The sequence below is a fragment of the Pseudomonas sp. StFLB209 genome, assembly GCF_000829415.1.
GTDB lineage: Bacteria > Pseudomonadota > Gammaproteobacteria > Pseudomonadales > Pseudomonadaceae > Aquipseudomonas.
In genome coordinates this window covers 2,188,523-2,209,973 of the sequence record NZ_AP014637.1, presented here as the reverse complement: position 1 = coordinate 2,209,973, position 21,451 = coordinate 2,188,523, and the positions used below count along the sequence as shown (strand labels likewise).

27 protein-coding genes are annotated in these 21,451 nt (G+C 62.2%); 23 read left to right on the top strand and 4 right to left on the bottom strand.

The window, feature by feature from the left end; genetic code table 11:
• Window positions 1-8: 8 nt before the first annotated feature.
• Both pilH and pilG read right to left on the bottom strand, forming a co-directional pair.
• Window positions 9-374 carry a twitching motility response regulator PilH gene (gene pilH / locus PSCI_RS10200; RefSeq protein ID WP_045494110.1) on the bottom strand — a complete coding sequence of 122 codons (366 nt, stop codon included), beginning with the start codon at window positions 372-374 and terminating at the stop codon, window positions 9-11.
• A 43-nt stretch (window positions 375-417) separates the two neighbouring features.
• Complete coding sequence (gene pilG, locus PSCI_RS10195) at window positions 418-828, bottom strand: twitching motility response regulator PilG (RefSeq protein WP_045485956.1); 411 nt, start codon at window positions 826-828, stop codon at window positions 418-420.
• A gap of 214 nt (window positions 829-1,042) precedes the next feature.
• Between pilG and gshB the strand changes: the two genes are divergently transcribed.
• The 7 genes from gshB (at window position 1,043) to PSCI_RS10160 (ending at window position 7,055) form a co-directional block, all read left to right on the top strand.
• The gene (gshB, locus tag PSCI_RS10190) at window positions 1,043-1,996 is read left to right on the top strand and encodes a glutathione synthase (protein ID WP_045485954.1); all 954 of its coding nucleotides are present in this window, start codon (window positions 1,043-1,045) and stop codon (window positions 1,994-1,996) included.
• Between the two features lie 123 nt (window positions 1,997-2,119).
• Window positions 2,120-3,022: an energy transducer TonB gene (locus tag PSCI_RS10185; RefSeq protein ID WP_045485952.1), complete on the top strand. Its 903-nt coding sequence runs from the start codon at window positions 2,120-2,122 to the stop codon at window positions 3,020-3,022.
• A 108-nt stretch (window positions 3,023-3,130) separates the two neighbouring features.
• The gene (locus PSCI_RS10180) at window positions 3,131-3,700 is read left to right on the top strand and encodes a YqgE/AlgH family protein (protein ID WP_045485950.1); all 570 of its coding nucleotides are present in this window, start codon (window positions 3,131-3,133) and stop codon (window positions 3,698-3,700) included.
• A complete protein-coding gene (gene ruvX / locus PSCI_RS10175; protein ID WP_045485948.1) occupies window positions 3,700-4,140 on the top strand; it encodes a Holliday junction resolvase RuvX in 441 nt (146 codons plus the stop codon). The genes PSCI_RS10180 and ruvX overlap by 1 nt, the downstream gene beginning before the upstream one ends.
• A 111-nt stretch (window positions 4,141-4,251) precedes the next feature.
• Window positions 4,252-4,770, top strand: coding sequence for a bifunctional pyr operon transcriptional regulator/uracil phosphoribosyltransferase PyrR (gene pyrR, locus PSCI_RS10170; protein WP_045485945.1), 519 nt, complete (start codon window positions 4,252-4,254; stop codon window positions 4,768-4,770).
• Window positions 4,771-4,782: 12 nt separating this feature from the next.
• Window positions 4,783-5,787, top strand: coding sequence for an aspartate carbamoyltransferase catalytic subunit (locus PSCI_RS10165; protein WP_045485942.1), 1,005 nt, complete (start codon window positions 4,783-4,785; stop codon window positions 5,785-5,787).
• Window positions 5,784-7,055: a dihydroorotase gene (locus tag PSCI_RS10160; protein WP_045485939.1), complete on the top strand. Its 1,272-nt coding sequence runs from the start codon at window positions 5,784-5,786 to the stop codon at window positions 7,053-7,055. The genes PSCI_RS10165 and PSCI_RS10160 overlap by 4 nt, the downstream gene beginning before the upstream one ends.
• A 224-nt stretch (window positions 7,056-7,279) precedes the next feature.
• Here PSCI_RS10160 and PSCI_RS10155 read toward each other — a convergent pair whose 3' ends face one another.
• Window positions 7,280-7,687, bottom strand: a complete 408-nt coding sequence (locus PSCI_RS10155) for an NINE protein (RefSeq protein WP_045485937.1) — start codon at window positions 7,685-7,687, stop codon at window positions 7,280-7,282.
• Window positions 7,688-7,935: 248 nt separating this feature from the next.
• Here PSCI_RS10155 and PSCI_RS10150 point away from each other — a divergent pair, with 248 nt between their 5' ends.
• Window positions 7,936-8,616, top strand: a complete 681-nt coding sequence (locus tag PSCI_RS10150; RefSeq protein WP_045485935.1) for a C40 family peptidase — start codon at window positions 7,936-7,938, stop codon at window positions 8,614-8,616.
• A 113-nt stretch (window positions 8,617-8,729) separates the two neighbouring features.
• Here PSCI_RS10150 and PSCI_RS10145 read toward each other — a convergent pair whose 3' ends face one another.
• Window positions 8,730-9,764, bottom strand: coding sequence for a type IV pilus twitching motility protein PilT (locus tag PSCI_RS10145; RefSeq protein ID WP_045485932.1), 1,035 nt, complete (start codon window positions 9,762-9,764; stop codon window positions 8,730-8,732).
• A 55-nt stretch (window positions 9,765-9,819) separates the two neighbouring features.
• Between PSCI_RS10145 and PSCI_RS10140 the strand changes: the two genes are divergently transcribed.
• The 15 genes from PSCI_RS10140 to PSCI_RS10070 all read left to right on the top strand — a co-directional run bounded on the left by PSCI_RS10140 (window position 9,820) and on the right by PSCI_RS10070 (window position 21,391).
• The gene (locus PSCI_RS10140) at window positions 9,820-10,518 is read left to right on the top strand and encodes a YggS family pyridoxal phosphate-dependent enzyme (RefSeq protein ID WP_045485929.1); all 699 of its coding nucleotides are present in this window, start codon (window positions 9,820-9,822) and stop codon (window positions 10,516-10,518) included.
• Between the two features lie 24 nt (window positions 10,519-10,542).
• Window positions 10,543-11,364, top strand: a complete 822-nt coding sequence (gene proC, locus PSCI_RS10135) for a pyrroline-5-carboxylate reductase (protein WP_045485926.1) — start codon at window positions 10,543-10,545, stop codon at window positions 11,362-11,364.
• Between the two features lie 28 nt (window positions 11,365-11,392).
• Complete coding sequence (locus PSCI_RS10130) at window positions 11,393-11,983, top strand: YggT family protein (RefSeq protein WP_045485923.1); 591 nt, start codon at window positions 11,393-11,395, stop codon at window positions 11,981-11,983.
• A 183-nt stretch (window positions 11,984-12,166) separates the two neighbouring features.
• Window positions 12,167-13,306, top strand: a complete 1,140-nt coding sequence (gene metX / locus PSCI_RS10125; RefSeq protein ID WP_045485920.1) for a homoserine O-succinyltransferase MetX — start codon at window positions 12,167-12,169, stop codon at window positions 13,304-13,306.
• Between the two features lie 7 nt (window positions 13,307-13,313).
• Complete coding sequence (gene metW, locus PSCI_RS10120) at window positions 13,314-13,934, top strand: methionine biosynthesis protein MetW (RefSeq protein ID WP_045485917.1); 621 nt, start codon at window positions 13,314-13,316, stop codon at window positions 13,932-13,934.
• Between the two features lie 19 nt (window positions 13,935-13,953).
• Complete coding sequence (locus tag PSCI_RS10115; RefSeq protein WP_045485914.1) at window positions 13,954-14,397, top strand: DUF4426 domain-containing protein; 444 nt, start codon at window positions 13,954-13,956, stop codon at window positions 14,395-14,397.
• Window positions 14,394-14,987: an RdgB/HAM1 family non-canonical purine NTP pyrophosphatase gene (gene rdgB / locus PSCI_RS10110; protein WP_045485911.1), complete on the top strand. Its 594-nt coding sequence runs from the start codon at window positions 14,394-14,396 to the stop codon at window positions 14,985-14,987. Before PSCI_RS10115 ends, rdgB begins: the two co-directional genes overlap by 4 nt.
• On the top strand, window positions 14,987-16,198 hold the full coding sequence (hemW, locus tag PSCI_RS10105) for a radical SAM family heme chaperone HemW (protein ID WP_045485908.1): 1,212 nt from the start codon (window positions 14,987-14,989) through the stop codon (window positions 16,196-16,198). Before rdgB ends, hemW begins: the two co-directional genes overlap by 1 nt.
• 9 nt (window positions 16,199-16,207) lie before the next feature.
• Entirely contained in the window at window positions 16,208-16,531 is a 324-nt protein-coding gene (locus PSCI_RS10100) for a DUF3392 domain-containing protein (protein WP_045485905.1), read from the top strand.
• A 68-nt stretch (window positions 16,532-16,599) separates the two neighbouring features.
• Window positions 16,600-17,199, top strand: coding sequence for a HutD/Ves family protein (locus PSCI_RS10095; protein ID WP_045485903.1), 600 nt, complete (start codon window positions 16,600-16,602; stop codon window positions 17,197-17,199).
• A 29-nt stretch (window positions 17,200-17,228) separates the two neighbouring features.
• Window positions 17,229-18,404: a Na+/H+ antiporter NhaA gene (gene nhaA, locus PSCI_RS10090; RefSeq protein ID WP_045485900.1), complete on the top strand. Its 1,176-nt coding sequence runs from the start codon at window positions 17,229-17,231 to the stop codon at window positions 18,402-18,404.
• Between the two features lie 78 nt (window positions 18,405-18,482).
• Window positions 18,483-19,154, top strand: a complete 672-nt coding sequence (locus PSCI_RS10085) for a class I SAM-dependent methyltransferase (protein ID WP_052483379.1) — start codon at window positions 18,483-18,485, stop codon at window positions 19,152-19,154.
• A 110-nt stretch (window positions 19,155-19,264) separates the two neighbouring features.
• Window positions 19,265-19,945 (top strand): histidine phosphatase family protein, encoded by a 681-nt coding sequence (locus tag PSCI_RS10080; protein WP_231906400.1) that lies wholly within the window; start codon window positions 19,265-19,267, stop codon window positions 19,943-19,945.
• Window positions 19,946-19,948: 3 nt separating this feature from the next.
• Complete coding sequence (locus PSCI_RS10075) at window positions 19,949-20,746, top strand: phosphatase PAP2 family protein (RefSeq protein WP_045485897.1); 798 nt, start codon at window positions 19,949-19,951, stop codon at window positions 20,744-20,746.
• A gap of 111 nt (window positions 20,747-20,857) precedes the next feature.
• Window positions 20,858-21,391, top strand: coding sequence for a DUF3455 domain-containing protein (locus tag PSCI_RS10070; protein ID WP_045485894.1), 534 nt, complete (start codon window positions 20,858-20,860; stop codon window positions 21,389-21,391).
• Window positions 21,392-21,451 lie beyond the last annotated feature (60 nt).

Below are 21,451 nucleotides of genomic sequence, written 5' to 3'. Positions count from 1 at the left end.
CCGGCGGCTTAGCCGGCCAGTACCGCGTTAAGGGTGTTGATCAGGGTTTCTTCGGTCACCGGCTTGGTCAGGTAATCGCGCGCCCCCTGGCGGGTGCCCCAGACCTTGTCAGTCTCCTGATCCTTGGTGGTGATCATGATCACCGGAATATGCCGGGTGCTGTCGTCCTTGCTCAACTGGCGCGTGGCCTGAAAGCCATTGAGGCCGGGCATGACGATGTCCATCAACACCGCGTCGGGTTTTTCCTGGCGCGCCAGGGCCACGCCATCGGCGCCGTTCTCGGCCTTGAACACTTGATGGCCGTGTTTTTCCAGGATGCTGGTGAATTTGTACATTTCAGTCGGCGAATCATCGACGATCAATATTCGAGCCATGGTATTCCCCAAATGGTGGTAGCCGGCATGGTGCCTGCCGGCCTCACGGTACATGTTGTTCAACGGCAACGAAGCCAGGCACATGGGCCTTGATTGCGCTGAGCAGTTCTTCCGGGCTGAAAGGCTTGGTCAGAAACTGATCTGAGCCGACGATGCGGCCCTTGGCCTTGTCGAACAGCCCGTCACGCGACGACAGCATGATCACCGGCGTGGACTTGAACGCCCGGTTGTTCTTGACCAGCGCGCAGGTCTGATAGCCATCCAGACGCGGCATCATGATATCGACGAAGATGATTCGCGGGTGATGATCGACGATCCGGGCCAGGGCATCGAACCCGTCGACGGCCGTGATGACCTCACAACCGGCGTTTTTCAGGATGGTTTCAGCGGTGCGGCGAATGGTCCGCGAGTCATCGATGACCATGACCTTCAAGGCTGGGGCGTGCTGTTCCATGTGTGCTGTTCCGTCGCCGCGGCGAATGTTTGCGTGGTCTGCACGGCACCGGAGTCTGGCGTATAACAGCCTGGCCGGATGCCGAGACTTTTTAGCACACTCTCCCGCTGCAATCCATAAACGCCAGCCAGTTGCCCCTTGACCCGGAGCACGGCGAGCGCCAACCTGACGCCTGTTCCGGCCCAGCGCCATCACCGATCAGAGGATTTTGCCCATGAGCGTTCGCTTGGGGATTGTCATGGACCCTATTGAGGGCATCTCCTACAAGAAGGACAGCTCGCTGGCCATGCTGCTTGCCGCCCAGGAACGCGGCTGGTCGCTGTTCTACATGGAGCAGCAGGACCTCTACCAGAACTCGGGCCAGGCCCGCGCGCGGATGAAACCACTGACGGTATTCGCCAACCCGGAAAAATGGTTCGAATTCGGCGCCGAACAGGACAGCGGCCTGGACGACCTGGACGTGATCCTGATGCGCAAGGATCCGCCGTTCGACATGGAGTTTGTCTACTCCACCTACCTGCTCGAACAAGCCGAGCGCGCTGGCGTGCTGGTGGTCAACAAACCGCAAAGCCTGCGTGACTGCAACGAGAAACTGTTCGCCACGCTGTTCCCGCAGTGCACGCCGCCGACCCTGGTCAGCCGCCGCCCGGACATCCTGCGCGCCTTCACCGAGCAACAGGGCGACACCATCCTCAAGCCGCTGGACGGCATGGGTGGCACCTCGATCTTCCGTCACCGGGCAGGCGACCCCAACCTGTCGGTGATTCTCGAAACCCTGACCGCCAACGGCACCCAGCAGATCATGGCCCAGGGTTACCTGCCGGCAATCAAGGATGGCGACAAACGCATCCTGATGGTTGACGGCGAGCCGGTGCCGTACTGCCTGGCGCGCATCCCGGCCGCCGGTGAAACCCGTGGCAACCTGGCTGCCGGCGGACGCGGCGAAGCCCGGCCGCTGACCGAACGCGACCGCTGGATCGCCGCCCAGGTCGGCCCGACCCTGCGGGAAAAAGGCCTGCTGTTCGTCGGCCTGGACGTGATCGGCGAGCACCTGACCGAAATCAACGTCACCAGCCCGACCTGCATCCGCGAAATCGACAATGCCTTCGGCACCAATATCGGCAGCCTGCTGATGGATGCCATCGAGAGCAAGCTCAAGGCGCGCTGAGTCTGCCAGGCACAGGCGGCAAACCATTGTCTTGCCGTCTGTAGCCTGTCGCCTGGCGCTGCTGACTTGGTATGATGCGCGTCTTGCGAAACCCGTCCGGACCCCATGGCAGCCCAATCTTCAATGACAGCAATGGCCTACAACCCGCTGGTACTCGACCATGCCACCACTGGCGTGCGTGCCCGTGACCGCCTGGGCTTTACCCTGCTGATCGCTGCACTGGTGCACCTGGCGCTGATTCTCGGGGTGGGTTTTACCTATGTGAAGCCCGAGCAGATCTCCCAGACCCTGGAGATCACCCTGGCGACCTTCAAGAGTGAGAAAAAGCCCGCCAACGCGGACTTTCTGGCCCAGGACAACCAGGAAGGCAGCGGCACGCTGGATCATGCCGAAACGCTCAAGACCACCGAACTGGCGCCGTTTCAGGACACCGAGATCAACCGGGTAACGCCGCCTCCGGCAAGCAAACCGGTGGAAAAACAGGACGCGCCCAAGGCGGCCGTGGCCACCCGCGCCCAGGTCCAGGAAAAAACCGTCGCCAAACGCGAAGAAGTCAAACCAGACCCGCAGCTCAAAGCCGCCCCGACCTTCGACAGCGCGCAACTGAGCAATGAAATCGCCAGCCTGGAAGCCGAACTGTCTGCCGAACAACAGCGTTACGCCAAGCGGCCTAAGATTCACCGCCTCAACGCGGCCTCGACCATGCGCGACAAGGGTGCCTGGTACAAGGACGACTGGCGCAAGAAGGTCGAGCGGGTCGGCAATCTGAACTACCCCGACGAGGCGCGCCGTCAGCAGATCTACGGCAGCCTGCGCCTGCTTGTGTCAATCAACCGCGATGGTTCGCTGTATGAAGTGCTGGTGCTGGAATCGTCCGGGCAACCACTGCTGGATCAGGCCGCGCAGCGTATCGTGCGTCTGGCGGCGCCTTTTGCGCCGTTCACCGGCGATCTTGCCGACATCGACCGGCTTGAGATCATCCGCACCTGGAAATTTGCCAAGGGCGACCGTCTGTCCAGCAACTAAGCTGCGCTCTGAGACCCGCACCACAAAAGCCATAGCCTGACAACATTTTGCTGGGCAAAGCCCCACGCACGGTTGTCAGGCTCCCCCGGCAGAGCCAAACTACAACTTATGAAAAACGTCGCTCCGAGCTACCTCAAGCACCAATTCCTGATCGCCATGCCGCATATGGACGATCCGAATTTCGCCCAGACCTTGACCTATATCGTCGAGCACAACGCCAATGGCGCCATGGGCCTGGTGATCAATCGCCCGCAGGCACTGACCCTGGCCGATGTGCTTGAGCAATTGCGCCCGGAGCAGCTCGCCCCGGCACGCTGCCAGCATATCCAGATTCACTCCGGCGGCCCGGTGCAGACTGACCGCGGCTTTGTCCTGCACCCCACCGGTCCGGTTTTCCAGGCCACGGTCGAACTTGAAGGCCTGTCGCTGTCGACCTCTCAGGACGTACTGTTTGCCATTGCGGACGGCAGCGGCCCCGAGCACAGCCTGATCGCCCTCGGTTACGCCGGCTGGGACGCCGGCCAACTGGACGCGGAACTAGCCGCCAACGCCTGGCTGACCTGCCCGTTCGACCCGGCCATCCTGTTCGAGGTCGACAGTGATCAGCGCCTGCATGCCGCTGCCGCGCGTCTGGGGGTCAATCTGAGTCTGCTTTCCACTCAGGCAGGTCACGCCTGATGGCTGCGATACGCCTGATCCTGGGCTTTGACTACGGCACCCGGCAGATTGGCGTGGCGGTTGGCCAGGCAGTGACCGGCCAGGCGCGTGAACTCTGCACCCTCAAGGCCCAGAATGGCGTGCCGGACTGGAACAAGGTCCAGGCCCTGTTCAATGAATGGAAGCCCGATGCCGTGGTGGTCGGCCTGCCCTTGAATATGGACGGCACCCCCAGCGACATGAGCGCCCGCGCCGAAAAGTTTTCCCGCCAGCTCAACGGTCGCTTCAATGTACCGGCCTTTACCCATGACGAACGCCTGACCACCTTCGAGGCCAAGGGCGAGCGTATGGCCCGCGGCGGTCAGCGCGGCAGTTATCGCGACAACCCGGTGGATGCCATTGCTGCCGCCCTGCTGCTGCAAGGCTGGCTGGACGACAATCCCGAGTTGCTCAATGGGTGACCCCAGGCCGTTGCAACACTTCGATAACCCTCAGTCAGATGCCCCGAGGATTTCAAATTTGCGCTTGAGCGGTGCCACCGATGGCACTGCCGAGCGTCTGAAGGAGCCAGCATGAGTTTGCCCAACCCCGCCGAACTGATCCGTCAGATGGCCACCGACCTGACGACCCACCTGAACAAGCGCGCAATCACCGAACCACGCTTTATCGGCATCCGCACCGGCGGTATCTGGGTGGCTCAGGCGCTGCTCAAGGCGCTCGATAACCCGGCGCCGCTCGGCACCCTGGATGTGTCTTTCTATCGCGACGATTTCAGCCAGAACGGCCTGCACCCCCAAGTACAGCCTTCAGAGCTGCCGTTCGAAATCGAAGGCCAGCATCTGGTGCTGATCGACGATGTGCTCATGAGTGGCCGTACGGTGCGCGCCGCCCTTAATGAACTGTTCGATTACGGCCGCCCGGCCAGCGTTACGCTGGTCTGCCTGCTGGACCTGGATGCCGGCGAGCTGCCGATCAGCCCCGATGTGGTCGGTGCGACGCTGTCGCTGGCGCCTGACGAACGGGTCAAGCTGAGCGGCCCTGAGCCGCTGGCGCTCGAACTCCAAGACCTCTCCCCTGCCTCAGCCCTTTAAGAGTCCATTGCGATGACGCCTCTCGACGCCAAGCGCCCGCTGCAGCTCAATCACCAGGGCCAGCTGCGCCACTTCCTGTCCCTGGATGGCCTGCCCCGCGAACTGCTCACGGAAATTCTCGACACTGCCGACTCCTTTCTGGAAGTGGGCGCCCGAGCGGTCAAGAAGGTGCCGCTGCTGCGCGGCAAGACCGTCTGCAACGTGTTCTTCGAGAACTCGACCCGCACCCGCACCACCTTCGAACTGGCAGCCCAGCGCCTGTCGGCCGACGTGATCAGCCTCAACGTCTCGACCTCATCGACCAGCAAGGGCGAGACGCTGTTCGACACCCTGCGCAACCTTGAAGCGATGGCTGCCGACATGTTCGTGGTACGCCATGCCGACTCCGGCGCGGCGCACTTCATTGCCGAACACGTCTGCCCTGAGGTGGCGATCATCAACGGCGGCGACGGGCGCCACGCGCACCCGACCCAGGGCATGCTCGACATGCTGACCATCCGCCGCCACAAAGGCGGCTTCGAAAACCTTTCGGTGGCCATCGTCGGCGACATCCTGCACTCGCGAGTGGCACGCTCGAACATGCTGGCGCTCAAGGCGCTGGGCTGCCCGGATATCCGCGTGATCGCGCCCAAGACCCTGCTGCCGGTCGGCATCGAACAGTACGGGGTCAAGGTTTACACCGACCTGGCGGCCGGCCTGAAGGATGTCGACGTGGTGATCATGCTGCGCCTGCAACGTGAACGCATGCAGGGCGGCCTGCTGCCCAGCGAGGGTGAGTTCTACCGCCTGTTCGGCCTGACCACCGCACGTCTGGCCGGTGCCAAGCCTGACGCCATCGTCATGCACCCCGGCCCGATCAACCGCGGCGTAGAGATCGAATCAGCCGTGGCTGACGGCGCGCACTCGGTGATTCTCAACCAGGTCACCTATGGCATTGCGGTGCGCATGGCGGTCCTGTCCATGGCCATGAGCGGGCAAAACGCCCAACGTCAATTCGAGCAGGAGCACGCCCTGTGAAGCTCAGCATTCTCGGCGCTCGCGTCATCGACCCGGTCAGCGGGCTGGATCAGGTCACCGACCTGCACATCGAAGCAGGCAAACTGTTAGCCATTGGCGCTGCACCGGCAGGTTTCGAGCCGGCCCAGCGCATCGACGCCCAAGGCCTGGTCGCCGCGCCCGGACTGGTCGACCTCAACGTCTCGTTGCGCGAGCCCGGCTACAGCCGTAAAGGCACCATCGCCAGCGAAACCCGTGCGGCCACCGCTGGCGGCGTGACCAGCCTGTGCTGCCCGCCACGGACCAAACCGGTCCTGGACACCTCGGCAGTGGCCGAGCTGATTCTCGACCGTGCCCGCGAGGCCGGCTTCAGCAAGGTGTACCCGATCGGCGCCCTGAGCAAGGGCCTGGAAGGCGAGCAACTGGCCGAACTGGTCGCCCTGCGCGACGCCGGTTGCGTGGCCTTTACCAATGGCCTGAAGACCTTCGGCAACACCCGCACCCTGTGCCGGGCGCTGGAATACGCGGCAACCTTCGACCTGACGGTGATTTTCAATTCTCAGGATCACGACCTGGCCGCCGGCGGCCTGGCCCACGAAGGCCCGACTGCCAGCTTCCTTGGCTTGGTGGGCATTCCGGAAACTGCTGAAACCGTGGCCCTGGCCCGCGACCTACTGCTGGTCGAGCAAAGCGGCGTACGCGCGCACTTCAGCCAGTTGACCAGCGCCCGTGGCGCCGCAATGATCGCTGACGCCCAGGCTCGCGGTCTGCCGGTGACGGCTGATGTAGCGCTGTATCAGTTGATCCTGACTGACGAGGCGCTGATCGACTTCTCCAGCCTGTACCACGTGCAACCGCCACTGCGCACCCGCGCTGACCGTGACGGCCTGCGTGCCGCCGTGAAGTCGGGAGTGATCCAGGCGATTTCCAGCCATCACCAGCCCCACGAGCGCGATGCCAAGCTGGCACCGTTCGGCGCGACCGAACCTGGCATCAGCAGCGTCGAACTGCTCTTGCCGCTGGCCATGACCCTGGTAGAGGACGGCCTGCTTGACCTGCCGACCCTGATCGCTCGCCTCAGCAGCGGCCCGGCCTCGGCACTGCGCCTGCCGGCCGGTCAGTTGCAGGCCGGGAGCGCCGCAGACCTGGTGCTGTTCGACCCGGCCGCCAGCACCCTGGCTGGCCAGGCCTGGCTGTCCAAAGGCGAAAACTGCCCGTTCTTCGACCATTGCCTGCCGGGCGCAGTGCGTTACACCCTGGTGGACGGACGGATTACCTACAGCGCTTGATGTAACCCCGTAGATGCCCCCTGTGGGAGCGAGCTTGCTCGCGAAGAGGCCGGCACATTCACAGCATCTGCTGCGAACGTGCCGCCGTCTTCGTTGTGGTCCGGCACTCCGGCAAGCCTCCGGGTATGCGGCGCTATCTGAACGGTATTGCGGCTAAAGCGGATCGCCGCCCGGCCGGTCGGGATTCGGTGTTTGCTGCGCGATAACGTAGCACCGAGGCATTTTCAACGCTGCAACTGTGCATTCCTGATGGAAATCTGGTTGTTCATGGTCCAGAAGTCATACAGCACGCCCACCAGAAACAGCCCGCCAGTAAACAGGTAGATGATCCCGGTGATCCATTTGCCCTGATACAGGCGGTGTACGCCGAAGATGCCCAGGAAGGTCAGCAGGATCCACGCCAGGCTGTAGTCGGTCGGCCCCGGTGTGAAACGCAGGTCGGCTTCGCGGTCCATGGACGGAATCAGGAACAGGTCGATCAGCCAGCCGATCCCCAACAACCCCAGGGTGAAGAACCAGATGGTCCCGGTCACCGGCTTGCCGTAGTAAAAACGGTGCGCACCCAGAAAGCCGAAAATCCACAGCAGATAGCCCAGTACCTTGCTGTGCGTGTTAGCCCGATAGTTGTTCATGAACGACCTCTTCGCATCGATACAAAAAAATAGGTGTAAAGTTTGTGACTTTTCATGTGCCTTCCGACGTATGGTCCTGCGTCATCAGAATGCCTTCAACCCCTTGTAACTCAAGGGATTGCTGCTGGCTACAAGAGAGACCTTGAATAAATCCGCAAGAGTTCAGGGGGTATTGGCTCGACCAATGGGGTCGGCTTTGTCTTCAAGCTGTTATAGAGTTGCGCGCTGATCTTTAAGAGCCCTGCCAAATGCGTCCTTTTTTCAAGACATGGCTGACCATTTGTCTCCTTATGCCACTGGCCGTTCACGCCACCAATCGTGAACAACGCTTACCCGCCGGCTTCAGCGGTTTTACCGCCAAGAGCCATGCTTCCCAGCCTCATGATGCCTCGCAGGCCCAGGCGCGTGCGCAAGCCATCAACGCTGTGCACGACCGCAAGGCGACGGTTCAGAACCCGCTGCCGGCCAGAAACTCCAGAAAATCCGCAGACACCGTCGCTGTCGCAGGCAGCAACAAACAGGGCAATGCGGTAATCAAGCGCGCGCTGGAAACCGTCGGCACGCCTTATCGCTGGGGTGGCACGACGCCGGGCAAGGGTCTCGATTGCAGCGGGCTGGTCAAATACGCCTTCTCCGACGTGACCAATGTCGACCTGCCGCGCAGCTCCAAGGACATGGCCTCGGGTCATGGCCAGGCGGTAGACCGCAAAGACCTCAAGCCGGGCGACTTGCTGTTCTTCAACATCAAGAGCCGACGCATCAACCATGTTGCCATTTATCTGGGCAACGATCGCTTTGTCCACGCGCCACGCCGTGGCAAGGCGGTAACCGTTGACACACTGAAGAAGCCTTACTGGGACAAGAACTACAAGGTCGCCAAGCGCGTCCTGCCCAAGCAGAAAGCCCCGCTGAATATCGCCAAGGGCTGACAGAGTCACTAGAAGCGCCCGCGCCATTCGCCGCTAAAGCGGCTCCTGCGAGGTCCTGCAATGGCGGCGCGGCAGGGCGGCGGGTGATCGTCTGCAGAGGTACAGGTGCCCGATTAGAAGTTATCCGGCACCTTGGCCTTCTCCCGCGCGTTGTCGCGGGTAATCAGGCCACGCTTGACCAGCTCGGCCAGGCACATATCCAGGGTCTGCATGCCCAGCGCGCCACCGGTCTGGATCGCGGAATACATCTGCGCGACCTTGTCTTCACGAATCAGGTTACGGATTGCCGGCGTGCCCATCATGATTTCATGGGCCGCCACCCGGCCACCGCCCACCTTCTTCAACAACGCCTGCGAAATCACCGCGTGCAGCGACTCTGAGAGCATCGAGCGGATCATCGACTTTTCCGCAGCCGGAAACACATCGACAATCCGGTCGATGGTCTTGGCCGCCGAGGTGGTGTGCAGGGTGCCGAACACCAGGTGGCCGGTTTCAGCCGCCGTCAGCGCCAGGCGGATGGTTTCAAGGTCGCGCATCTCGCCGACCAGAATCACGTCCGGGTCTTCACGCAGCGCCGAGCGCAAGGCTTCGGAAAAGCCCAGCGTGTCGCGGTGCACTTCACGCTGGTTGACCAGGCACTTCTTGGACTCGTGGACGAATTCGATCGGGTCTTCGATGGTCAGGATATGGTGATGCTTGTTGCTGTTGAGGTAATCGATCATTGCCGCCAGGGTGGTCGACTTGCCTGACCCGGTAGGCCCGGTGACCAGAATCAGCCCGCGTGGCACGTCAGTGATGCGCCGAAAGTTCTCGCCCATGCCGAGGTCATCAAGGGTGAGGATCTTCGACGGAATGGTGCGAAACACCGCGCCACTGCCACGGTTCTGGTTGAAAGCGTTGACCCGAAAGCGCGCCACGCCGGGGACTTCGAAAGAAAAGTCGGTTTCCAGGCGTTCTTCATAATCCTGGCGCTGCTTGTCGTTCATGATGTCGTAAATCAGCGCCTTGACCTGCTTGGCATCCAGCGCCGGCAGGTTGATCCGCCGCACGTCACCGTCGACACGAATCATCGGTGGCAAGCCTGCGGAAAGGTGCAGATCGGAGGCGCCCTGTTTGGCACTGAAGGCCAGCAGTTCGGTAATATCCATACAGCTCCTCAATCACATAGAATGCCGCAGACCTCAGTTCTGCCGGCCCGAATCAATGTCCACGATAGCAGCGAATATATCAACGCTCGAACAACGAATCCGCGTCGCGGCCCAGGCAGCCCGGCGCGACCCGGACAGCATCGGCCTGCTGGCAGTGAGCAAGACCAAGCCCGCCGAGGCCTTGCGCGAAGCCTTCGCCGCCGGCCTGCGGCACTTTGGCGAAAATTACCTGCAAGAAGCACTGGGCAAACAGCAGCAATTGGCCGACCTGCCCTTGCACTGGCATTTCATCGGCCCCATTCAGTCGAACAAGACCCGCTCGCTTGCCGAGCACTTTGACTGGGTACACTCTGTGGACCGCCTGAAAATAGCCCAACGCCTGAGCGAGCAACGCCCTGAACACCTGGCACCGTTGAATATCTGTATCCAGGTCAATGTCAGCGGTGAAGCCAGCAAGTCTGGCTGCACGCCTGAAGAGCTGCCGCAACTGGCGGCGGCCATTGCCAGCCTGCCACGACTGAAGTTGCGCGGCCTGATGGCGATTCCGGAACCGACCGACGATGTCGCAGCGCAGCATGCAGCCTTTGCCAGAGTCCGTATCCTGCAAGAACAACTGCCGCAAGCACTGGACACCCTTTCAATGGGCATGAGCCATGACCTGGAGGCCGCCATCAGTGAAGGCGCCACCTGGGTGCGTATCGGCACCGCGCTCTTTGGCGCCCGCGACTACAGCCAGACACACGGCCAGCCATAACCTCTGAACTCAAGGAAACCTGTCATGAGCAAGACTCGTATCGCCTTCATCGGCGCCGGCAACATGGCCGCCAGCCTGATCGGCGGCCTGCGTGCCCAGGGCGTTGAAGCCGACGACATCCGCGCCGCCGATCCGGGGGCCGAGACCCGTGGCCGGATTGCTGCCGAGCACGGCATTGCAGTGGTGGCCGACAACGCCGACGCCGTCACGGGCGCCGATGTGGTGCTGCTGGCGGTCAAGCCGCAAATGATGAAAGCGGTCTGCCAGGATTTGGCGCCGAGCCTGAAGCCTGAGCAACTCATCGTTTCGGTGGCCGCCGGCATCACCTGCGCCAGCCTCAACCAGTGGCTGGGCGAACAGCAACCGGTGGTGCGCTGCATGCCCAACACCCCGGCCCTGCTGCGCCAGGGCGTCAGCGGCCTGTATGCCACCGACAAGGTCAGTGATGTCCAGCGCCAGCAGGCCGAGCAACTGCTGTCGGCCGTCGGTGTCGCCCTGTGGCTTGAACAAGAGCAGCAACTCGATGCGGTGACTGCCGTGTCTGGCAGTGGCCCTGCGTATTTCTTCCTGCTGATCGAAGCCATGACCGCCGCTGGCGTCAAACTGGGGTTACCCGAAGACATCGCCCGCCAGCTCACCCAGCAGACCGCCCTGGGCGCTGCGCTGATGAGCACCGGCAGCGACGTGGATGCCGCCGAACTGCGTCGCCGCGTCACGTCGCCGGCCGGCACCACCGAAGCTGCAATCAAATCCTTCCAGGCTGGCGGCTTCGAAGCGCTGGTCGAGACGGCCCTCAATGCCGCAGCCAAACGCTCGGCAGAACTGGCCGAACAACTGGGCCAATAATTTTTCAGGCGCTTACCGGAGCTGATCAATGATCGGATTGAACACCGCTGCAATTTTCATCCTGCAAACCCTTGGCAGCCTTTACCTGCTGGTGATCCTGTTGCGCTTCGTGCTGCAACTGGTGCGTGCCGACTTCTACAACCCGCTGAGCCAGTTTGCGGTCAAGGCCACCCAGCCGCTGCTGCGCCCGCTGCGCCGGATCATCCCGAGCCTGTTCGGCCTGGACATGTCGTCGCTGGTGCTGGCGATCATCGTGCAGATGGTGCTCATGGCCCTGACCCTGCTGCTCGCCGAAGGCACCACCGGCCCGTTCCTGTCGCTGCTGGTGTGGGCAATCATCGGTGTCACCGGATTGTTCCTGAACATTTTCTTCTATGCGCTGATCATCAGCGTGATCCTGTCCTGGGTCGCGCCGGGCAGCCACAACCCTGGCGCCGAACTGGTCAACCAGATCTGCGAGCCGGTGCTGGCGCCGTTTCGTCGCCTGCTGCCAAACCTGGGCGGCCTGGATATCTCGCCGATCCTGGCGTTCATGGTCATCAAGCTGCTGGACATGCTGGTGATCAACAACCTGGCGGCGATGACCGGCATGCCGCAAGTACTGCGCATGCTGATGTAACCGCGCCCCCCCGTAGGAGCGGCTTTAGCCGCGAAAGCCCCCGATCAAACGATGCAACTGCGTCGCCTGATGGATTTTCGCGGCTAAAGCGGATCGCCGCCCGACCGCTCCTACAGGGTTCTGTGTTGCTGCCAACCCCTCGGGTCTTTAGACTTACGCCTCTTTACAGCGAGAGCAGGGTCGATGCCCACGGTCTTTCCCCCCGATTCTGTTGGTCTGGTCACACCGCAACTGGCGCACTTTGATGAACCGCTGGCCCTGGCCTGCGGTCGTACCCTGCCAGCCTATGACCTGATTTACGAAACCTACGGTCAGTTGAACGCTGCGGGCAGCAACGCGGTGCTGATCTGTCACGCCCTGTCGGGCCATCACCACGCCGCCGGTTACCACAGCAGCGAAGACCGCAAACCGGGCTGGTGGGACAGCTGCATCGGCCCCGGCAAGCCGATTGATACCAACCGCTTCTTCGTGGTCAGCCTCAATAACCTCGGTGGCTGCAACGGCTCCACCGGGCCGAGCAGCCTCGACCCGGAGACCGGCAGCCCGTTCGGCGCCAACTTCCCGGTGGTCACCGTCGAGGACTGGGTCAACAGCCAGGCACGTCTGGCAGACCGCCTGGGCATCAGCCAATGGGCTGCGGTAGTCGGTGGCAGTCTGGGTGGCATGCAGGCGCTGCAATGGACCATCAGCTACCCCGAGCGCGTACGCCACTGCCTGGCAATTGCCTCGGCGCCCAAACTGTCAGCACAGAACATCGCCTTCAACGAAGTGGCGCGCCAGGCGATTCTCACTGACCCGGAATTCCACGAAGGCGCTTTCCAGAGCCATGGCGTGATTCCCAAGCGCGGCCTGATGCTGGCGCGGATGGTCGGCCATATCACCTACCTGTCCGACGATTCGATGGGCGAGAAATTCGGCCGCGGCCTGAAAAACGAAAAGCTCAACTACGACTTCCACAACGTGGAGTTTCAGGTCGAGAGCTACCTGCGTTATCAGGGTGAGGAGTTTTCCGGGCGCTTCGACGCCAATACTTACCTGCTGATGACCAAGGCGCTGGACTATTTCGATCCGGCCGCGCAGCACAACGATGACCTGGCAAAAACTTTCGCCACGGCCACCGCGAAATTCTGCGTGATGTCCTTCACCACCGACTGGCGCTTCTCGCCGGCCCGCTCGCGGGAACTGGTGGATGCGCTGATGGCGGCGCGCAAGGACGTCAGCTACCTGGAAATCGACGCGCCGCAGGGCCACGACGCCTTCCTGATCCCGAACCCGCGCTATGTGCAGGCTTTCGGCAACTACATGAATCGTATTGCGCTGTGAGGACCTCATGAGAGCCGATCTGGAGATCATCCAGGAGTGGATTCCCGCTGGCAGCCGCGTGCTCGACCTGGGCTGCGGCGACGGCGAGTTGCTGGCCTGGCTGCGCGACCATAAGCAGGTCACCGGCTACGGCCTGGAAAAAGACCCCGACAACATTGCCCAGTGCATGCTCAACGGCATCAATGTCATCGAGCAGGATCTGGACAAGGGGCTGGGCAACTTCGCCAGTAACAGTTTCGACGTGGTGGTCATGACCCAGGCGTTGCAGGCCGTGCATTACCCGGACAAGATCCTCGACGAAATGCTGCGCGTGGGCCGCCAGTGCATCATCACCTTCCCCAACTTCGGCCACTGGCGCTGTCGTTGGTACCTGGCCCGCAACGGCCGCATGCCGGTGTCGGACTTCATGCCCTACACCTGGTACAACACGCCGAACATCCACTTCTGTACCTTCAAGGACTTCGAGGCGCTGTGCCGTGAGCGTGACGCACGGGTGCTCGATCGCATGGCGGTGGATAACCAGCACCGCCACGGGTGGGCGAGCAAACTGTGGCCTAATCTGTTGGGTGAGGTTGGAATCTACCGGGTCCGCAGCCCGGGCCTGAGCGAGCATCAGCTCGCGGTCTGAGCACCCCGAGGACATGCCCATGAACAGGTTGTTGAAACATCTGACCTGCCTGTTGTTCAGCGCCATGGCCCTGCCGGCCCTGGCGGCAGAGCGTATCGACGCTGACCGCCAGCAACGTTTTGGCGATGTGACGGTGCACTACTCGACGTTCAGCTCGACCTTCCTGCAACCGCAGCTCGCCCGGCAACTGCAACTGATCCGCAGCAAGCAGCAGGGCGTGATCAACCTGACGGTGCTCAAACAGGGCCAGCCGCAGGCGGCCCAGGTCAGCGGCAGCCTCAAGTCACTGACCGGCGACAGCCTACCGCTCAACTTCCGGGTGATCCGTGAAACCGGCGCGATCTACTACGTGGCGCAGTATCCTGTGCCGCAACAGCAAACCCGAATCTTCGACCTCAAGGTGGAAACCGGCGGCGTGACCCACCGCTTCAGTTTCAACCAGGAACTCTTTCCGGACCCATGATGAATTTCACCCAACTGGTACTGGCCAGCCACAACGGCGGCAAACTCAAAGAGCTGCAAGCCATGCTTGGCGGCAGCGTGCAACTGCGCTCGATCGGCGAATTCAGCACGGTCGAGCCGGATGAAACCGGCTTGTCGTTCGTCGAGAACGCGATCCTCAAGGCGCGTAACGCGGCGCGGATTTCCGGCCTGCCAGCCTTGGCTGACGATTCCGGCCTGGCGGTGGATTTTCTCGGTGGCGCACCGGGCATCTACTCGGCGCGCTATGCCGACGGCCAGGGTGATGCGGCAAACAACGCCAAATTGCTCGACGCCCTGAAAGACGTCCCCGATGAGCAACGCGGCGCGCAGTTTGTCTGCGTTCTGGCGCTGGTACGGCACGCCGACGACCCGCTGCCGATTCTCTGCGAAGGCTTGTGGCACGGGCGCATCCTGCATGCCGCCAGCGGCGAACACGGCTTCGGCTATGACCCGCTGTTCTGGGTGCCGGAGCGCAACTGCTCCAGCGCTGACCTGGCACCGGCCGACAAGAACCAGCTCAGCCACCGGGCCCGTGCCATGGTGTTGCTGCGCGAGCGTCTGGGCCTGTAATGACTGATTCAGACGTACAACCGCTGCACCCCGGTGCCGGCGGTTTCTCTTCGGCAGCCCCGCGCAACGCCTTGCCCGAACTGCCGCCGCTGTCGCTGTACATCCATATCCCGTGGTGCGTGCGTAAATGCCCGTACTGCGACTTCAACTCCCACGCCTCAACCCCGGTGCTGCCGGAGCAGGAATACGTCGACGCCTTGCTGGCCGACCTGGACCTGGAATTACCCAACGTGCATGGCCGCGAATTGCGCTCGATCTTCTTTGGCGGGGGCACCCCCAGCCTGTTCAGCGCTGAAGCATTGGGCCGCCTGCTGGTGGGTGTCGAGCAACGCATCCGCTTCGCCAGCGACATCGAAATCACCCTGGAGGCCAACCCCGGGACTTTCGAGCAAGCCAAATTCAGTGCCTACCGCAAGCTGGGCATCAACCGCCTGTCGATCGGCATTCAGAGCTTCCAGCCCGACAAGCTCGAAGCGCTGGGGCGCATTCATAACGGTGATGAGGCGATTCGCGCCGCCGACATGGCGCGCCAGGCCGGCTTCGACAACTTCAATCTCGACCTGATGCACGGCTTGCCGGACCAGAGCCTGGACGAAGCGCTGGCCGATCTGCGTCAGGCCATCGCCCTGCAGCCCACCCACCTGTCGTGGTATCAGCTGACCCTGGAGCCCAACACGGTGTTCTGGAACCAGCCGCCGTTGCTGCCCGAAGACGATATCCTCTGGGATATTCAGGAAGCTGGCCAGCAATTGCTGGCTGAACATGGCTACGCACAGTACGAAGTCTCGGCCTATGCCCAGCCCGGCAAAGAGGCGCGCCACAACCTCAACTACTGGAGCTTCGGTGACTTCATCGGCATCGGCGCCGGCGCCCACGGCAAGCTCAGCCACCCGGACGGACGCATTGAGCGCACCTGGAAGACCCGCCTGCCCAAGGATTACCTCAACCCGGCCAAGCCGTTTCAGGCCGGCAGCAAGCTGCTGCCGCTCGATGAGCTGCCCTTTGAATTCCTGATGAACGCCTTGCGCCTGACAAATGGCGTGGACGCTGCATTATTTCGCGAAAGAACCGGTCTAAGCCCCGATTCACTGGCCCTTGGCCGTGAGCAGGCCGAACAACGCGGCCTGTTGCAGGCCGACCCGCAGCGTCTGGCGGCCACGCCCAAGGGCCAGTTGTTCCTCAACGACCTGTTGCAATACTTTCTGATCTAAGGAACCTGCATGGACCTCGTACTCGATCTGCTCGCCACTGTTTCGCGCTGGAGCCGCAGCAATCTTTCGGAAATCGCCCTGGCCTTGGTGGGCTGCCTGCTGGTGCTGTTCGGTGCAGATATCAAAGGCTGGGTCGAGCAACGGGTCGGCAGCATGAGCAGCGCCATTCGTGTGCCATTGATCGCCCTGGCCTGCACCATCGGCAGCGGTGCGGCGCTGATCTACGCCACCCCCTGGGTGGTCAAGGGACTCAGCCAGTTCAATAACTACAGCCTGGCGCCGGTGCTGCTGGTGGTGCTGGTGCTGATCGGGGTGATTGCCGATCGCAAGTGACGCGGCCCGATTGTATAGACAACTGCTATCATGGCCATCGCCCTGCACGCCTCAAGGACCTCCGCCCCATGCCCTGTACCACCCTGCTCCACGCCAAGGATTACCCCAGCGCCGCCTGGAAGAATGGCGGCGGTACAACGATGGAAATCGCCCGCGACGCCGGGCAGGCACTCGATGACTTTGGCTGGCGCCTGTCGCTGGCCGATGTGCAAGGCAGTGGCGATTTTTCTGTTTTTGCTGGCTATCAACGGATCATCACCGTGCTGCAAGGCGCCGGCATGAGCCTGACCATCGACGGCCAACCCAGCCGCCCGCTGAAAGTCTCCGACCCGCTGGCCTTCAGCGGTGACAGCCAGGTCAGCAGCACCTTGCTGGACGGTCCGATTCGCGACTTCAACCTGATCTACCACCCGCAACGCTACAACGCCCGCCTGCACTGGCTGGACGTCATCCAGCCGCAACGGCTGTTCAGCTCAGCCAGCGTGGTGTTGCTGTTCAGTGCCGCGCAACAAGTCGCCATCAGCATCAATGACGGGCTCTGGGAAATTCTCGGCCAGCATGACTGCCTGCGCGCCGACAACCGCGGCGGCTTGCTGGAAATCGAACTGCAGGCGCCCGGCCCAAGCCGCTGCTGCCTGATCGAGCTGTCTGCTATCGGCGCGCAATAAGCGCGCTTTAACGCTTTACAGGAAATCCCATGACTCACTTCCCGCGCCCGGAATCACCCCGCGCCCTCGCCCTGCTGCGTAATTTTCTGCACTCCGAAGCCGCTGGCGGCATCGTCCTGATGCTCGCTGCACTGGCGGCGCTGATCGTCGCTAACAGTCCGCTGGCCGAGCGTTACTTCGCAGCCTTGCATACGGTCTGGCTGGGCTTGTCGCTGGAGCTGTGGATCAACGATGGCTTGATGGCGGTGTTCTTCCTGATGGTCGGCCTGGAGATCAAGCGTGAAGTGCTGGCCGGTGGCCTGTCGACCTGGGAGCAACGCGCCCTGCCCGGCTTTGCCGCTGCCGGGGGCATGCTGGTGCCGGCACTGCTTTATCTGGCAGTGAACTGGGGCAACCCGCAAACCCTCAGCGGCTGGGCGATCCCGGCGGCGACCGACATCGCCTTCGCGCTGGGCGTGCTGTCGCTGCTGGGTAAACGGGTGCCGACCTCGCTGAAAGTTTTTCTGGCCGCCCTGGCGATCCTCGACGACCTGGGTGCGGTGACCATCATCGCCCTGTTCTACAGCTCGGGCCTGAACATCCCCATGCTGCTCGCGGCATTCGCCACGCTGGCGGTGCTGGTGATCATGAACCGCCTGCAGGTCAAACGCCTGCTGCCCTACCTGCTGCTGGGCGTATTGCTGTGGGTGTTCGTGCTCAAATCCGGCGTGCATGCCACGCTGGCGGGTGTGGCGCTGGCACTGTGCATCCCGCTGGGCAGCGAGAAGGACGAAAGCCAGTCGCCGTTATTGCTGCTCGAAGAGAAGCTGCACGGCTGGGTGGCGTTCGCCATCGTGCCGATCTTCGGCTTTGCCAATGCCGGTGTATCGCTGGCAGGGATCAGCGCCGACAATCTGGTCGACCCGGTGCCGCTGGGGGTGGCGCTGGGGTTATTCGTCGGCAAGCAGGTCGGCGTGTTCCTCGCGGCCGTGCTGGCGATCCGCGCCGGGCTGGCAGTCTTGCCGCAGGGTAGCAATTGGCTGCAGGTGTATGGTGTGGCGGTGCTGTGCGGCATCGGTTTCACCATGAGCCTGTTCATCGGCAACCTGGCCTTCCCCGGTGCGCCACATCTGGTCGACGAGGTGAAAGTCGGCGTGCTGATCGGCTCGGGGCTGTCGGCCGTGCTGGGCATGCTGCTGTTGCGGGCCGCACCGCAGCGAAGCTGACACGCTTTTCACCTGCGCCTGACCATCGTGCTACGTCAGGCTCATTAATGTAGTGCTCATGAACCACTGGAGAGTGTCATGAGCACGCCATCAAGCATTGAACCAGGCCTTGACCATCATGCGGTCGGCCATCATCTGACTGTTGCGCATACCAGCCTGTCCACACGCCTGGTGCGCTGGCGTGAAGAGCAGCTTGCGCGCAAGGCTCTGCACTGGGCTGACGATCCAGGACTGGTGCTCGATTTACCCTGTGATGCCGGGCGTTTCTGGCAGGTACTGGCAGAAAAAACCTCACGCATCATCGTCGCCGCCGACCAGAGTGCCGACACCATCCACGCGGCCTGTAGCAGCCACGAGCCAGCGTTGGTACAGCGCATCATGCCCTTGCAGACCACCGTGCTGGACATCGACCTGCCGGACAACTGTGTTGACTGCATCTTCTGCATGGATCTGTTCGCGCAGGTGCGCGACTCGATGCTGCGAATGGAGCTGCTGCAGGAATTCCATCGCGTCACCCGCGAGACCGTGATTGTCTCGGTCTGCATCGACGGCAACCTGTCGGCCTGGCAGCAACGCTTTTTCCCTGACCGCGAGGCAGAAGCCGACGATTACGTTGCCATGCCCGGCGCCCGGATCGAAAAAGAGTTTCGCGCAGCAGGTTTTCACATCCTGCAACGCCTGGATTTCGCCCCGCTGCTGTCGATGCGCAGCCTCTATGTCCTGCAAAAAGAGTACGCCCGCAGCGTGTGATGTTTTTTTCACAAGCACTTCACCGACCCGGTACCTGTGCGCTCTTAAAGTGCCGCCAGCCTCGCTGACGCGCAACAGCGCCAGCTTACAATCATCTGTGGGAGCACCCCGTGGCCCTGACCCTCGGCACCATCCTGACCCCATCACTCGCGCCCCGCAGCCTGTGGCGCAAACTTGCCCGCAGCTTCGCTTTTGCCGTACTGCTGCTCATTACTGCAGCGGCTGGCTGGTACCTGAGCCTTAACCGGGTCACCGACCTGGGCGAAGACAATCAACTGGTCAGCTCCGGGGCCCTTGCCCAATGGCAGCAAGGCAATGTAATCGTGCTGATTCGCCATGCCGAGCGTTGCGACCAGTCCAGCAACGCTTGCCTGGGTCCGCCCGACGGTATCACCCTGGCCGGCACCCAGGTGGCTCAGGGTGTGGGCATTGGCCTTGAGAAGCTGGGCCTGGCCGATGCCCAGGTGCTGGCCAGCCCATTGACCCGCACCCGCCAGACCGCCTCGTTCATCTTTGGCCGGGAAATTCCCACCGCCAACTGGGTCGGCAACTGCGACGCCGGGTTTGCTGGCAGCCTGATGACCCAAAAAACCCGCCATCGCAATATGGTGCTGGTGACCCACAGCGGCTGTATCGACCACCTGCTGCGCAAACTCCACGTGCAGCCAGGCGAGCGCGATAGCGATTACACCGAAGCGCTGCTGGTGTCAGTCAATGGTCAGGGCAAACCACACCTGCTGGGTTCGATGAAAGCTGACCAGTGGCAAAAGCTGTCCGTATTCCAGGAGTGAGCCATGCCCACCCGCCACCCTTCGCTAAGCATCTCGATGCTACTGGCCGTATTGACGTTCCTGGCCTTCGACCTTACCGACCTGGACCAGGCTATCAGTAATCTGTTTTACGACCCGGCCACCCAGACCTTCGTGTTCGAACACAACCTGCTGTTCGAACGCATTACCCATCAATGGGCGCGGGCGATTCCAGGCTTGTTCACCAGTGCGGCAATCGTTGCGCTGCTGCTGGCGGGAGCCTGGCGGCTGCTAAACCGCCGCCCCGATAACCGCGTGCTGCGTCTGACCCGTAAAACACGCCTGGCCGCAGTGCTGGAATGGTCTCACCGTCATGCTCGCGAGAGTCTGTATTTCCTGTTCGCTTTCGCTCTGAGTGCAACGGCCGTCCATTACCTCAAAAGCCACACCAGCGTGTACTGCCCGGTGGAAACCACCCTGTATGGCGGCAAGCAGCAGCACTACCTGTGGTTTGCCAACTTCAGCCTATTCGATAAGGCCGGCCCCGGTCGCTGCTGGCCGGGTGGCCATGCCAGCGGGGCGTTCAGCCTGATGGCGTTGTACTTCATTGCCCGGCGGTATCAGTGGCAACACGCACGCAAGGTCCTGATCACAACCCTGGCGCTGGGCCTGGTATTCGGTACCACCCGGCTGCTGCAGGGCTGGCACTACCTGTCACACACCTTCTGGGCCGGGCTGGTGGTGTGGTGGTGTTGCGCACTCATGGCCCGCAGCGTTTATCGTCAAATTCCGGATGAGCAGCGCCCGCCAGCGCTTGAATCACTGCCAACCCAACAGCATTAGCCAGCCGAAAAATATTTTTTCGCCACTGCATCCAGATCGTCTCCCCGCGGGTAGTACTTCATAGCAGCCCTTGAGTTGCTGAGCGCGGTTCAACTTTCTGGAGATTTCTGCATGAACGCAAAACGCTTGCTCTGCCTGGCCGGAACCACTCTGGCGCTGACTTGCCTGGCACCGGGCGCCTTCGCCCAGTCCGATCTGCCCGAAAGCGTGCGGGTGCCGGCCGGCAACAAGGTCAGCCTGCACACCACCGGCGTCGGTGAAATTACCTACGAATGCAAGGCCAAAGCCAATGCCGCCAACGAGCTGGAATGGACCTTCGTCGGTCCCAAGGCGGTACTCAATGACAAGAGCGGCAAGGCGGTCGGCAGCTACTACGGCCCGCCCGCCACCTGGGAAGCCAAAGACGGCTCGAAACTGACCGGCACCCAAGTCGCGGTCGCGCCATCGAGCGCGGGCAACCTGCCTTATCAACTGGTCAAGGCTAACCCGGCTGAAGGCAAAGGCACCCTGACCGGCACCACCTATATCCAGCGCGTGGCGCTCAAGGGCGGCGTGGCCCCGGCCAAAGCCTGCAACGAGAGCAACAAGGGCGCCAAGGAAGTGGTCAAGTACCAGGCCGATTATGTTTTCTGGGCTGCCAACTAACCGCCAGCCGGTGTGGTCTATGCTGCTGCACTGGCAGCCTCGTTCGAGGTCGCAGTAATC

Coding starts and splice junctions, on each gene's coding strand:
- pilH (WP_045494110.1), bottom strand. CDS start 374: ATGGCTCGAATATTGATCGTCGATGATTCGCCGACTGAAATGTACAAA.
- pilG (WP_045485956.1), bottom strand. CDS start 828: ATGGAACAGCACGCCCCAGCCTTGAAGGTCATGGTCATCGATGACTCG.
- gshB (WP_045485954.1), top strand. CDS start 1,043: ATGAGCGTTCGCTTGGGGATTGTCATGGACCCTATTGAGGGCATCTCC.
- PSCI_RS10185 (WP_045485952.1), top strand. CDS start 2,120: ATGACAGCAATGGCCTACAACCCGCTGGTACTCGACCATGCCACCACT.
- PSCI_RS10180 (WP_045485950.1), top strand. CDS start 3,131: ATGAAAAACGTCGCTCCGAGCTACCTCAAGCACCAATTCCTGATCGCC.
- ruvX (WP_045485948.1), top strand. CDS start 3,700: ATGGCTGCGATACGCCTGATCCTGGGCTTTGACTACGGCACCCGGCAG.
- pyrR (WP_045485945.1), top strand. CDS start 4,252: ATGAGTTTGCCCAACCCCGCCGAACTGATCCGTCAGATGGCCACCGAC.
- PSCI_RS10165 (WP_045485942.1), top strand. CDS start 4,783: ATGACGCCTCTCGACGCCAAGCGCCCGCTGCAGCTCAATCACCAGGGC.
- PSCI_RS10155 (WP_045485937.1), bottom strand. CDS start 7,687: ATGAACAACTATCGGGCTAACACGCACAGCAAGGTACTGGGCTATCTG.
- PSCI_RS10150 (WP_045485935.1), top strand. CDS start 7,936: ATGCGTCCTTTTTTCAAGACATGGCTGACCATTTGTCTCCTTATGCCA.
- PSCI_RS10145 (WP_045485932.1), bottom strand. CDS start 9,764: ATGGATATTACCGAACTGCTGGCCTTCAGTGCCAAACAGGGCGCCTCC.
- PSCI_RS10140 (WP_045485929.1), top strand. CDS start 9,820: ATGTCCACGATAGCAGCGAATATATCAACGCTCGAACAACGAATCCGC.
- proC (WP_045485926.1), top strand. CDS start 10,543: ATGAGCAAGACTCGTATCGCCTTCATCGGCGCCGGCAACATGGCCGCC.
- PSCI_RS10130 (WP_045485923.1), top strand. CDS start 11,393: ATGATCGGATTGAACACCGCTGCAATTTTCATCCTGCAAACCCTTGGC.
- metX (WP_045485920.1), top strand. CDS start 12,167: ATGCCCACGGTCTTTCCCCCCGATTCTGTTGGTCTGGTCACACCGCAA.
- metW (WP_045485917.1), top strand. CDS start 13,314: ATGAGAGCCGATCTGGAGATCATCCAGGAGTGGATTCCCGCTGGCAGC.
- PSCI_RS10115 (WP_045485914.1), top strand. CDS start 13,954: ATGAACAGGTTGTTGAAACATCTGACCTGCCTGTTGTTCAGCGCCATG.
- rdgB (WP_045485911.1), top strand. CDS start 14,394: ATGATGAATTTCACCCAACTGGTACTGGCCAGCCACAACGGCGGCAAA.
- hemW (WP_045485908.1), top strand. CDS start 14,987: ATGACTGATTCAGACGTACAACCGCTGCACCCCGGTGCCGGCGGTTTC.
- PSCI_RS10100 (WP_045485905.1), top strand. CDS start 16,208: ATGGACCTCGTACTCGATCTGCTCGCCACTGTTTCGCGCTGGAGCCGC.
- PSCI_RS10095 (WP_045485903.1), top strand. CDS start 16,600: ATGCCCTGTACCACCCTGCTCCACGCCAAGGATTACCCCAGCGCCGCC.
- nhaA (WP_045485900.1), top strand. CDS start 17,229: ATGACTCACTTCCCGCGCCCGGAATCACCCCGCGCCCTCGCCCTGCTG.
- PSCI_RS10085 (WP_052483379.1), top strand. CDS start 18,483: ATGAGCACGCCATCAAGCATTGAACCAGGCCTTGACCATCATGCGGTC.
- PSCI_RS10075 (WP_045485897.1), top strand. CDS start 19,949: ATGCCCACCCGCCACCCTTCGCTAAGCATCTCGATGCTACTGGCCGTA.
- PSCI_RS10070 (WP_045485894.1), top strand. CDS start 20,858: ATGAACGCAAAACGCTTGCTCTGCCTGGCCGGAACCACTCTGGCGCTG.